This is a genomic window from Rhodococcus sp. IEGM 1351 (genome assembly GCF_030056875.1).
In the GTDB taxonomy this organism is placed as follows: domain Bacteria; phylum Actinomycetota; class Actinomycetes; order Mycobacteriales; family Mycobacteriaceae; genus Rhodococcus_F; species Rhodococcus_F opacus.
Genome location: NZ_JASHKU010000008.1, coordinates 80,372 through 92,821, shown reverse-complemented (window position 1 = coordinate 92,821; position 12,450 = coordinate 80,372). Strand labels below are relative to the sequence as shown.

At 70.0% G+C, this 12,450-nt stretch carries 8 protein-coding genes; 2 read left to right on the top strand and 6 right to left on the bottom strand.

What is annotated here, in order from left to right; all coding sequences use genetic code 11:
• Positions 1-42: 42 nt before the first annotated feature.
• Together QM806_RS15880 and QM806_RS15875 are read right to left on the bottom strand one after the other, a co-directional pair.
• The gene (locus QM806_RS15880; protein WP_016883149.1) at positions 43-384 is read right to left on the bottom strand and encodes a WhiB family transcriptional regulator; all 342 of its coding nucleotides are present in this window, start codon (positions 382-384) and stop codon (positions 43-45) included.
• A gap of 450 nt (positions 385-834) precedes the next feature.
• Positions 835-2,973 (bottom strand): ATP-dependent DNA helicase UvrD2, encoded by a 2,139-nt coding sequence (locus QM806_RS15875; RefSeq protein WP_005564831.1) that lies wholly within the window; start codon positions 2,971-2,973, stop codon positions 835-837.
• An 80-nt stretch (positions 2,974-3,053) separates the two neighbouring features.
• Here QM806_RS15875 and QM806_RS15870 point away from each other — a divergent pair, with 80 nt between their 5' ends.
• Positions 3,054-3,308: a mycoredoxin gene (locus QM806_RS15870; RefSeq protein ID WP_005564830.1), complete on the top strand. Its 255-nt coding sequence runs from the start codon at positions 3,054-3,056 to the stop codon at positions 3,306-3,308.
• Here the strand turns inward: QM806_RS15870 and nudC are convergent.
• Together nudC and QM806_RS15860 are read right to left on the bottom strand one after the other, a co-directional pair.
• Positions 3,305-4,216 (bottom strand): NAD(+) diphosphatase, encoded by a 912-nt coding sequence (gene nudC / locus QM806_RS15865; RefSeq protein ID WP_005564828.1) that lies wholly within the window; start codon positions 4,214-4,216, stop codon positions 3,305-3,307. The genes QM806_RS15870 and nudC overlap by 4 nt on opposite strands.
• A 20-nt stretch (positions 4,217-4,236) precedes the next feature.
• Complete coding sequence (locus tag QM806_RS15860) at positions 4,237-5,304, bottom strand: potassium channel family protein (protein ID WP_005564826.1); 1,068 nt, start codon at positions 5,302-5,304, stop codon at positions 4,237-4,239.
• Positions 5,305-5,425: 121 nt separating this feature from the next.
• Between QM806_RS15860 and QM806_RS15855 the strand changes: the two genes are divergently transcribed.
• Complete coding sequence (locus tag QM806_RS15855; protein WP_043788825.1) at positions 5,426-5,824, top strand: DoxX family protein; 399 nt, start codon at positions 5,426-5,428, stop codon at positions 5,822-5,824.
• Here QM806_RS15855 and QM806_RS15850 read toward each other — a convergent pair.
• Positions 5,790-9,137, bottom strand: coding sequence for an ATP-dependent helicase (locus tag QM806_RS15850; protein ID WP_283292004.1), 3,348 nt, complete (start codon positions 9,135-9,137; stop codon positions 5,790-5,792). The two genes, QM806_RS15855 and QM806_RS15850, sit on opposite strands and share 35 nt — an antisense overlap.
• Positions 9,134-12,430, bottom strand: coding sequence for an ATP-dependent helicase (locus QM806_RS15845; RefSeq protein ID WP_005564821.1), 3,297 nt, complete (start codon positions 12,428-12,430; stop codon positions 9,134-9,136). Before QM806_RS15845 ends, QM806_RS15850 begins: the two co-directional genes overlap by 4 nt.
• Positions 12,431-12,450: the final 20 nt, after the last annotated feature.

Genomic DNA, 12,450 nt, shown 5'->3' with positions numbered 1-12,450 from the left:
TGGCCGGGCGAACGCCCGAATTCTCCCGCCCCGTACCGGTTTCTACGCACAGACCAGAGTCTGTGTCTTGCGCGGACGTCCCCGGGGACGCTTGCGGGCGATCACGACGCCCTGGTCGAAGATCTCCCCACCCCACACGCCCCACGGCTCACCCCGATCGAGGGCCGCGTCGAGGCAGCGGGAGCGGATCGGGCAGGACGCGCACAGCGCCTTCGCCTGTTCCAGCTCGGTGGGAGAGTCCGCAAACCACAGGTCGGGATCATCGACCCGGCAGGGCAGATCACCACGCGCGGACACTATCTGAACAAATCCGCTTGTGGCGGTTGAGGTTTCGGATACCCCTCGGCATGTCACGGTAGACACGTCCTTCTCCTCTGCTCTCATTGCGACGGTCAATCTCTTCGGTTCGATGAAGTGGGTGCGAACCAGAGCCGAGGCTGCGAGCGGGAAAAGAGCTCGAACTACAAAGGCCACGGTCCGCGATGCGGGTCCGTGGCCTTGAAAAGACGGTAGGAGTTGATCTACCGAGGAATTCCTCGACAACTCCGATACACGGACTCGACTGCTGCTGCGGGACGACGACGGGCTGCCGACCAGACAATCGCCGGTGCCGTTTCCGCCGCGTTCATGCCGAACAGCGCGGAGGCAGCAGCGACTGCCGTCTCATGTGCTTGGAACTTCGTCATTTCACTGCCACCTCCACTTCTTCTCGATCCGATGTGAACCACACGGGTCTCCCCGCGCACTGAAACCACAGTAGGCAATTCTCCAGAACCGCACAACCTATTTTTGACCTGCAGTGATGCGCGCTACCCCCTGCCGCGTGGGAGTCGTTCAGGGACTACCGCTTCCCTTGATCACACCGAGGACGTCCTCGCCGAACTGCTCGAGCTTCTTCGCACCGATCCCGGGGATCGCGACGAGCCCGCGATCGTCCTGCGGCCGCTGCTCGGCGAGAGCCGTCAACGTGTTGTCGCTGAACACCACGTACGCCGGGACCTTCAGCTCCCGCGACTTCTCGAGCCGCCACGACCGCAGCGATTCGAGCAGCTCCACGTCGACATTGGACGGGCAGCCCTCGCAACGACCGAGCATGGTCGCGGTCGTCCCGATCAGCTGTTTTCCGCACAGCCGGCACCGTGGACGCTTCTTGTTGCTCTTGACGGGCGCCGCGATCCGCGAGGCAGGTGAATCTTCGGGGATGAGTCCGTGCAGGAACCGCGAACGGCGCCGCGACTTGCGGCCCCCCTCGTTCCGGGACAGTGCCCACGACATCTGCAGGTGCTCCCGGGCGCGGGTCACGCCGACGTACAGCAACCGGCGCTCCTCCTCGACGGCCGCCTCGTCCGGTGCCGAGTTGGAGTCGCCGAGCACGTGCTGGATGGGCAGCGTTCCGTCGGTGAGCCCGACGAGGAACACGGCGTCCCACTCGAGCCCCTTGGCGGCGTGCAGGGACGCGAGTGTCACACCCTGCACGACGGGTGGATGCCGCGCCTCGGCCCGCAGACTCAGTTCGCGTAACAGCGCGTCGAGGGTCAACTCCGGATCCTGGGTCAGCTGTTCCTCGGTGAGCGCGACCAGCGCCGACAGCGACGACCACCGTTCGCGAGCCTGCGCACCCGCCGGTTCCGCGTCGGTCAGCCCCAGCGGAGCGAGGACGGCGCGGACGAGCGTGACCAGGTCGGCGCCGACCGCATCCGGCAGGTCGTCGCGACCTGCGGCCTGGCGCAGCGCCGCGACGGCCTGGCGCACCTCGGTGCGCGTGAAGAATCCCTCACCGCCCCGGACCTGATACGGGATGTCGAGTTTCGTCAGCGCCTGCTCATGTACCTCGGACTGGGCGTTGATCCGGTACAGGACCGCGATCTCCGCGGCCGGAGTGCCGGACGCGATGAGCCGCTTGATCGTGCGCGCCACCCCGGCGGCCTCGGCCGGCTCGTCGTCGAACTCGACGAAACTCGGCTCCGGCCCGGAGTCGCGTTGCCCGATCAGCTGCAGGCGGGTGCCCGCGATCCTGCCGCGGGCCGCTCCGATCACGCGGTTCGCCATAGACACGACCTCGGGAGTGGAACGGTAGTCGCGCTCGAGGCGGACGACGGTGGCCTCCGGGAACCGGCGCGAGAAGTCGAGCAGGTAGTTGGGTGTGGCGCCGGTGAACGAGTAGATGGTCTGGTTGGCGTCGCCGACGACGGTGAGGTCGTCCCGCTCCCCGAGCCAGGCGTCGAGGACCCGCTGCTGCAGCGGAGTGACGTCCTGGTACTCGTCCACGACGAAGCACCGGTACCGGTCGCGAAACTCCTCGGCGACAGCCGAATGCTCCTCGAGTGCCGCCGCCGTGTGGAGCAGGAGATCGTCGAAATCGAGGAGCATCCCGTCCTGGCCGCGGGCCTTGAGCTGCTCGTAGCCGTGATACACCTCGGCGACCTTCGCGGCGTCGACCGGCGCCTCCCGGCGTAACTTCGCCACCGCGCGCGGGTAGTCCTCCGGCGCGATCAGCGACGCCTTGGCCCATTCGATCTCGCTCGCCAGGTCGCGGACGCTCTCCGTGCTGGTGGACAGTCCGACCCGTCCGGCGGCGGACGACACGACCGCGAACTTGCGGTCCAGCAGCCGCCACTCTGTGTCGCCGATCACCTGCGGCCAGAAGTACCTCAGCTGCCGCAGCGCAGCGGCGTGGAACGTGCGCGCCTGAACCTGCGCTCCCCCGTCGCCGATCCCCAGGCTGCGCAGCCGGCCGCGCATCTCGCCTGCCGCGCGAGCCGTGAACGTCACCGCCAGCACCTGCCCCGCGGCGACGTGCCCACTGGCCACGAGGTGCGCGATACGCCGGGTGATGGTCCGGGTCTTCCCCGTTCCGGCCCCCGCCAGCACACACACCGGACCCCGGGGAGCGAGTACCGCTGCGGACTGTTCGGGATCGAGACCGGTACTCGTCACCTCTGCTGCGCCGGCTGCTGACATGGCGTCCATCATGACAGGGGCGACCGACACGGCGCGAAGCGGACGAACACCGCAGTGGGAACACACGACGGAGTCGTGGTGTTATATCCGCCGTGACTGCTACCGACACCCACGCCCTGACCATCTACTCCACCACCTGGTGCGGCTACTGCCGGCGCCTGAAGACGCAGCTGGACGAATCCGGCATCGGCTACGTGGAGATCGACATCGAGGACGATCCGGCATCGGCGGAGTTCGTCGGCAGCGTCAACGGCGGCAACCACGTCGTCCCCACCGTCAAGTTCGCCGACGGCAGCACCGCGACCAACCCGTCGTTGTCGCAGGTCAAGAAACTCCTCGGCGTCTAGGATTCCGTCGCTGCTCCCGCCCAGGACTCGATGATCCCGCGAGCGATGGAAATCGAGCCGGGGAGCAGCAGCGGGGCGTCGGTGTCCGACGCCCAGTCGCCGAGTTCGAGTGCCGTGCGCACCTCGTCCCGAGTGAACCACCGGGCCTCGGCGATCTCGCCGTCCGCGAACGTCAGCGGGGCGTCGGGATCGCCGACGGCCGCGAACCCGATCATCACCGAACGGGGAAACGGCCACGGCTGGCTGCCGAGGTAGCGCACCTCACGGACGTCGACACCCACTTCTTCCTTGATCTCCCGGACGACGCACGTTTCGAGCGATTCACCGGCCTCGACGAATCCGGCCAGGATCGAGAACCGCCGCGCCGGCCACGTGGGCTGCCGGGCCAGCAGGACGCGATCTCCGCCGTCGTGCACGAGGCAGATGACCGCCGGATCGGTGCGGGGAAATTCCTCGTGCCCGGTGCTCGTCGAGATCCGCGACCATCCCGACATCGTCGGCTCCGACGGCGCGCCGTCGAGCGCACTGAAGCCTGCGCTGTCGTGCCAGTTGAGCATCGCGAGCGCCCCGGTGAGTACCCCGGCGTCCGCGTCGTCCAGCGTCCCGCCCAGCATCCGGAGATCGGCCAGCTCGCCGGTCAGCGCCTGCACCCGCACCGCCCACACGTGCCGATCCTTGCGGATGCCGAGGAAGACCGCCCCCCGTTGCGGTTCGGGGCCGAGTTCGGTGGCGTCCGCGAACACCAGCCCGTTGTCGCCCACCCGCACCTGTCCGCGGTGATTGACGCGCAGTAGCAGCGCATCCCGCCAGCCCGCTCGCAGTGCGTCCGTGTCCGAACGCAATTCCTCGGCCCGCCCCACGGCGGAGCGGGACAGGAGCGGGGTGTCGTTCAGCCGGAATGCAGTCACGCCGTCGACAATACTGCCGATCAGTTGGCGACCCGACGGATGTACAGCAGTCGGTCGTTCTCCTCGATCGAATCGACCTCCGGCGAGCCGACCCGGATCAACCGCCCTTCCCGCACCACACCGAGCACGATGTCCGCGAGGTGACGCGGGGAGCCGCCGATCTCGTCCCGCTCCACGGGGCGTTCCGCGATCGCGAAACCGGCCTCCGGAGTCAGGAGGTCCTCCATCATCTCGACGACGCTCGGCGTCTTCGTGGCTATGCCGAGGAGCCGGCCGGCGGTCTCTGAGGACACGACGACCGAATCAGCGCCGGACTGCCGGAGCAGATGCGTGTTCTCGGATTCGCGGATCGCCGCGACGATCTTCGCCTTCGGTGCGATCTCGCGGGCCGTCAGCGTCACCAGCACCGCGGTGTCGTCACGGTTGGCCGCGACGATGATCGCCGACGCGTTCTGCGCGCCCGCCAACCGCAGCACGTCCGATTTGGTGGCGGACCCGTGGACCGTGACGAGGCCCTTGCTGGCCGCCGAGTCGAGCACCGCGTGGTCGGTGTCGACCACCACGATCTCCGACGGCGGAACGTCGTCGCCGAGCATCGCGTCGATCGCGGTGCGTCCCTTGGTTCCGTAGCCGATCACCACGGTGTGATTGCGCACGTGCTGCCTCCAACGCTGAATTTTGAACGCCTGCCGGGAGCTCTGCGTGAGCGCGGAGAGAGTCGTACCGACCAGGACGATGAGGAAGAAGATTCGAAGAGGCGTGATCAGGAGAACGTTGACGAGCCTCGCGGACGGTGTGAACGGCGTGATGTCGCCGTAGCCCGTCGTCGACAACGACACCGTCGCGTAGTAGATGCAGTCGAGCAGCGACAATTCGTTGTCCTGCACGTCGCGGTAGCCCGCCCGGTCGATGTACACGATGAGAACCGCCAACGCCAACGCCGCCAAGGCGATACCCACGCGACGGTAGATCGCCCGCGCCGGACTGGTCTGCAGCTCCGGAATCCGGAGTACACCCACCAACGCGAAGTCGGGCCGGTCGGTCAGGGTGTCCGACCTGCTCAATCTCTCACGCAGCCTACCGGCCATATGTTCGTCTCCACGTTGCACTGAACTCCGACATCGGCTGGCAGCCTAACCCCGATTGCCCCATCGGTGACACGTCGGAGCCTCGTTGTCGCGAACCGAGTTGTTCGGGCAAGCTCACGTCATGCAACGAGAGAGCCACACACCACGACCGAGCCAGAAGCCCGCACTCCGCCTTGCCGCGCTTCTGCTCGGCGCGGGCACGATGCACTTCGTCGCCCCCAAGTTCTTCGACTCCACGGTCCCCACCCAGCTTCCGGGCGATGCCCGGACCTACACGTACGTGTCGGGGGTCGCCGAGCTCGCCATCGGCACGGCGCTCGCCGTGCCGCGAACCCGCCGGCTCGGTGGCGGCCTCGCTGCTCTCCTGTTCGTCGCCGTCTTCCCCGCCAACGTCAACATGGCAGTGGACTGGGTGAAGAGCTCCAAGACGACGAACGTGCAGAAAGCCGGTGCGCTGCTGCGTCTTCCGTTGCAGATCCCGTTGGTCACCGAGTCACTGAAGGCTCGGCGTCGGGCCTGATCTCGTCGGCGGGAGAACCGGCGGAACGGAGCAGACGGGCGAGCGCGTCGGCGTCGGGCAGGTGATCCGGCGCGATCGTCCGTCCGGTCCGCACGTAGTGGAAGGCGGCGCGCACCCGCTCGATCGGAACGTCCATCAGTTCGGCCCACGCCAGCCGGTACGCGGCCAGCTGCATCACGACGGCCTTCTCGTTGGCCGCGCTCGGCTCGGCGCCGGTCTTCCAGTCGATCACCGTCCACCCGCCGTCGGGATCGGTGAACACCGCGTCGATCCGGCCGCGCAGCACCGTCCCCGCCACCGACGTCTCGAACGGCACCTCGACCTCGGTCGGGTTGCGGTCGGCCCAGGGCGAGCGCAGGAACGCGTCCTGCAGGGTCGCGAGGTCGGTGTCGGGGCCCGCGCCGGTGTCGGCGGCACCGGGTAGCTCGTCGAGGTCGAGCAGCCGGGTGGCCCCGAAGCGGCTCTCCACCCAGGCGTGGAACGCGGTACCGCGCCGCGCGAGCGGATTCGGCGGGTACGGCAGCGGACGCCTCAGCCGGGCGGCCAGGGCGTCCGGGTCGGCTTCGAGTTCGACGAGCTGGCTCACCGACAACTGACCGGGTAACACCACCTCGGTGCGGGCGTTCGCCCGCGCCTCCCGCTCGGCGAGAAGGGCGTCGACGTCGGCTGCCCAGTTCTCGGGATCGTCGTCCCCGCCTGCCGGTGCCGTCTCGCCTGCACTCTTCAGCGCCGCCACGACCAACGCCGCGCCGCGCTCGACCGACTCCCGTCGGAGCCCGAGCGGATCCCGCGGCCACGCAGCCGACTTGGGGGTACTGGTCAGCGGGTTCTGCTCGTCGGGTTCGGGTGCGGGCGCCCAGATGTCGACGATCCCGATTCCCTCGTGCTCCTCGTCGGTCACCGTGTCGCGCAGTTCGGTGAGGAACTCCGACGGACCCTTGGGCTCCGTTCCGGATTCTGCCCAGTGGTGACCCGACGCGAACAGCACCCTTTCGGTGCGGGTGAGTGCGACGTAGAACAGCCTGCGGTCCTCGTCGAGTTTGCGGGCCGCCAGCGCCGCCTTGTGCGCCTTCACGGCCTCCTCGAGGTCTTTCCGGTCGTACAGGTTCTCGAGCTCGAGAACGGGCACGCCGTCGGCCGACTCCCCCGGCCGCGCACGGTCTCCGCGCAGCGAGGGCGGCAGTTCACCGACGGCACCGAGCCAGGACCCGGACGCCGTCCGCGAGGGAAAGACGCCGGCCGTCAGGTGCGGTACCGCCACCACTTCCCACTCCAGCCCCTTGGCCGAGTGCACCGTCAGCACCTGGACGCGGTGCGGGTCCACCTCGACTTCGCCCGGAGCCAAACCCTTTTCGACCGATTCCGCGGCCGACAGAAAGGCGAGCAGTCCGGTGACGGTGGCCGACGTGCGGCTCGCGTACCCGGCGACGACGTCGGCGAAGGCGTCGAGATGTTCGCGGCCCGCACTCCCCCGCGCCGACCGACGCGTCCGGGCCTGTGCTTCGATGCCGATACCCAACACCCGTTCGACCTCGGCCACCAGCTCGGTGAGTGGCTGCCCGATCCGCTCACGCAGAGACGCCAACTCCGCCGCGACGGCGGTGATCCGTGCGTAACCGACCTGCGAATAGCGTTCGGCGGGACCGGGATCCGCCAGTGCATCCGCCAGCCCGGCCTGCTCCGCGTGCTCACCGGGCAGCGCCTCGCCGACGGCGTCGGCCAGAGCGGACGAATCGGTGACGGCGCCGGTGGTGCCGTAGCCGGTTCCGATGGCCAGTTCGGAGGCTCGCCGCGACAGCGCCGTCAGGTCGGCGGCCCCGATCTGCCATCTCGCCCCGGTCAGCATTCGCACGGCGGCACTGCCCGCCATCGGGTCGGCGACCACCCGGAGCATCGCGATCACGTCGGCCACCTCGGGGGTGTGGAGCAGTCCACCGAGACCGACCACTTCGACCGGCAGACCGCGGGACCGCAGCACCTCCGCGATCGGTGCGGCGTCGGCGTTGCGGCGGATCAGCACCGCGGCGGTCGGCGGGTCCTCGCCCCGGCTCGTGGCGTCCGCGTACTGTTCGGCGATGCGGTCGGCCACCCATTCGCGTTCCTGCACGACGTCACCGGTGAGGGCCAGCCGCACATCACCCGGGACGGCCTGCGGTCGCGCCCGCAGAGTGCTGACCGACACGCCCCGCTCACGCAGGGACGCCGACGCCATGTTGGCCAGCGCCAGTGCCTCCGGCGGGTTGCGCCAGCTCGTGAGCAGTTCCAGGGTCGGCGCCGGATCTCCGTTCGTCAGCGGGAAGTCCGTTGCGAAGCGGGGCAGGTTGGCCGCCGAGGCACCCCGCCAGCCGTAGATCGACTGCATGGGGTCGCCCACCGCGGTGAGCGCGAGTTCACCGTCGAGACCGCCGCCGAACAGGGACGACAGCAGCACCCGCTGCGAGTGTCCCGTGTCCTGGTACTCGTCGAGCAGCACCACCCGGAAGCGGGTGCGCTCGGCGAGTCCGACTTCGGGGTGGTCCGCGGCGACGCGTGCCGCGAGCGACATCTGGCTGCCGAAGTCGAGCGCACCTTCGCGGCGCAGCGTGTCCGCGAGACGCTGCACCAGGGGAAGGAGATCCACCCGCCGGTGCTGGGTGTCGAGGATGTCGAGCAGTTCCTTGCCGGGGCCGCCGCGCTGTCGCGGTCCGGCGGGCAGGGTGTGGACGAGCTTGTCGAGCTCGGTGTGCGCCTCTCGCAGATCGTCCGGTTCGACGAGGTGCTCGGCCAGCTGCCCGGACAACGCGAGTACGGCTTCGGTGACCGACGCCGGATTCCGGTCGGTGTCGAGGTCGCCGTCCCAGGAGCTGACCACCCGGTGCGCCAGCTGCCACAGTTCCGTCTCCGACAGGAGCGTCGCCGAGGGTTCGATGGGCAGCAGGAGCCCGTGCTCGGACAGCAGTCGCCCGGCGTAGGAGTGGTAGGTGCTGACTTCCGGTTCGCCCGCGAGGATCCGCGACCGCAGGTCGCCGCTCGGGTCGACCCTGCGGAGCAGGTCCGAACCCGCCAGCCGGGCAAGGCGTTTCCTGATCCGGGCGGTCAGCTGCTGCGCCGCCTTCCGGGTGAACGTCAGCCCCAGCACCGCCTCGGGGTCGACGACACCGTTGGCCACCAGCCACACGACGCGGGCCGCCATCGTCTCGGTCTTGCCCGCGCCCGCCCCCGCGACGACGAGGGTCGGGCCGAGGGGGGCCGCGATGACGGCGGCCTGCTCCGGGGTGGGTGGATGCTGCCCCAGGCCGATGGCGAGTTCCACCGGGTCGATACGGATGGTCATTCCGACGTCACCTGCCGTCCCTCGTCGTGCGCGGGGCAACTCGTGCGCACCGGGCAGTGCCGGCAACCGTCGTTGACGCGGGCGAGGAACCCCGGCCCCTTGGTGGCCGCCGCTGCCGCGTGGATCACCGCGAGCCACGTCTCGAGGTCCTCGTCCGACAGCGGTGCCTGCACCCGCTGGGTGGCGCCTTCCTTCTTGTGCGGTTTGGCGACGAAGACCAGCCGCGCCCCACCGGGTTTCGACGCCGGCTCCCCGTCGATCGCGCCGGTCGCCGCCGCCACCTGGTACGCCGCCAGCTGGGCGTGCTGCTGGGCGTCGTCCTTGGTGACCGGTGCGCGGGCGGTCTTCACGTCGACGATGACGGGCCTGCCCTCGGCATCGCGTTCGAGCCGGTCGATCCGCCCCCGCAACCGGATCGTCGGGGAACCCTCTTCCTGCGGTTCCAGGACACCGTCGACTGCCACCTCGACACCGACCTCGGTGAGTTCGGATCGGGTGTTCCCGAGCCAGGCGGTGAACGTGGCGAGCATGTCCCGGGTGCGGTCGAGTTCACGCCGCGAGTACCACTGAGATCCCAGATCGATCGAATCCCAGGCGTTCTCCAGTGCGCGTTCCACCTGATCGGGCGGGATGCGGCCGGCGAGCGCCTGCACCAGCGTGTGCACGAGCGTTCCGGCGATGGCGTGGGTGTTGTCGCCGTCCGTCCCGCCGTGGCGTTCGAGCAGCCACCGCAACGGGCACGTGTTGAGCAGGTCGATGGTGGACGGCGACAACGACACCGGTCCGTCCTCCTCGTTCCACAACGCCACGCCGGTGCTCGGTTCGGCGGTGCCGTACCACTGGTCCGGGTGTGCGCCGCGCACTCCGGCGTCGGCGAGCCGGGCGAGTTGCCGCGCCGCGCGGTCCTGCCGGGCGGGATCGGATTCCGCGACGTCCGGATCGCAGACCACGCTGCGCAATTCGGCGACGAGGGCAGGCAGGGCCAGGACCCGGGTCGCCGGATCCTCCGCCTGCACGACCGTCTCCTCGACGTCCGAATCCTGGTCTCCGGCGAGCAACTCGTCGACGAAACGGGAGTGAACGAGATCGGCGTCGCCGCTGGCCGAGTCGACCGCGGTGACGAGCAGGCTCCGCCTCGCCCGGCTGCACGCCACCAGGAACAGCCTGCGTTCCTCGGCGAGGAGCGGTGCGGTGCGCGACATCCGGTCGGCGGCCGTCTCGCTGCCGTCGGACACTCCGGCGGTCAGGTCGATCAGCGCCTCGGTGCCGAGTAGGCTGCCGCGCGCCCGCAGGCTCGGCCACAGCCCTTCCTGCACACCCGCGACCGCGACGACGTCCCATTCGCGGCCGGCAGCCGAGTGGGCGCTGAGCACCGAGACGGCATCGACCGGGACGGCGGAGACGTTCCGCGTGGTGGGAATGGCTTGCCCGGTGAGGTAGTCGACGAACCCGGCGAGCTGTGCACGCGGGAGGCGGTCGACGTAACTCGCCGCGGCGTCGAACAGGGCGACCACGGCGTCGAGGTCGCGGTCGGCCTGTGCCCCGATCGGACCTCCGCGGGCGGAAGCCGCCGACCAGCGGCGTTCGAGTCCGGTGGCCTGCCATGCCGCCCACAGCACGTCCTCGATGCCGCGCCCACGGTCCAGGGGCACCTTCGCCTTGCGCAGCACGGACAGCACCCGGTTCAGGGATGCCGCTTCGACGTCGGTCAGCTTGGCCGTGACCCTGCGGGTGCTGTCGGTCTCGCCCACCAGCACGAGACGGAGGAGCTCGGCCGAGTCGCGGTCGCCGCCGGACGCCAGCTCGGCGCGCCGCAGTCCCCGGCGAAGACGCCGGAGCGCCACGGGTTCTGCGCCGCCGACGGGGCCGGCGAGCAGGGCGAGTGCGTCCTCGCCCGTGAATTCCTGCCCCGACAGTGCCCGCAGCACCAGCATCAGTCCCGACACCCCGTGCTGACGGGCCAGCGGCAACTCGGACGCCGCGGTGGTGACGGGCACACCTGCACCCAGCAGGGCACGACGCAGCGGCGCCAGGGCGCGCGGCACCGAGCGCACGATCACCGCCATCTCCGACCACGGCACCTCGTCGAGGAGGTGGGCGCGACGCAGGGTGTCGGCGATGAGCGCAGCCTCCTTCGCCGCCGTGCTCAGGACCCGGACCGACGTCCGTCCGCCGTCCCGCGCCGGGCTCCAGATCCGATGCGGCAGATGCCCCGGAAGCCGGGACGTGATCCGGGCTGCCGTGGTCGCGACCTCCGCCGTACTGCGAAAGTTGACCGGCAGCAACACCTGCCGGGGATCACCCTTGTCGGCCAGTTCGGCGAGGAATGTCGGGTCGGCCCCGCGGAAGCCGTAGATCGACTGGTCCGGGTCGCCGGCGACGACCGTGGTGCGGGTACCGGTGCCGACGAGCCGGACGAGTTCCGCGGCCTGCGGATCGAGGTGCTGAGCGTCGTCGACGAGCAGGTGCCGCACCCGGGCCCGCTCCGTGCGCAGCAGGTCCGGGTCGGTGGCGAACGCGGTCAGGGCCGCACCGATCAGTTCGGCGGCGTCCAGCGCAGGCGCGGTGGCCTCGGGGGCCTCGACACCGACGGCTCCGCGTAGCAGCATGCCGTGCTCGTACCGGGCGGCGAACATTCCCGCCGCCACCCACTCGGGACGGGTGTGCCGCCGACCCAGTTTGATCAGGTCTTCGGGGCCGAGGCCGCGCTCGCTCGAGCGCAGCATGAGGTCGCGCAGTTCGACGGCGAAGCCGCCCAGTGCCAGTGCGGGACGCAGACGTTCGGGCCACATCTCGCCGCCGTCCGCGATGTCGCCGTGCAGCATCTCGCGCAGCACGGCGTCCTGCTCGGCGCCGGTGATGAGGCGCGGGGGCGGGTTTCCGTGGGCGGCGGCCTGCAGCCTCAGCACCGCGAAGGCGTAGGAGTGGACGGTGCGTACGAGCGGTTCACGCGTGGCACGGGGGCCGTGGTGTTCGTCGTGGCCGATGAGCGCGGCGGTGACCTCTTCGCGCACCCGGCCGGCCGCTCGCTTCGACTGCGTCAGCACCAGCACCGACTCCGGGTCTTCGCCACCGGCGATCCGGTCGACCGCGACGTCCACGAGAAGCGACGTCTTGCCCGTTCCCGGGCCGCCGAGCACCTGCCAGGGATTCCAGCCCATTCCGAGGGGCGGCGCGGTGAGGACCCGCTGCGTGGCGTCGTCCCACACCCGGGCCTCGCGGACCGGGTTCTGACGGTGCACGAGCCGGGCACGGGGAACCGACGTCCTGGTGCGCACCGCCGATTCCGTCATGGGTGGCATTCCACCAGAAC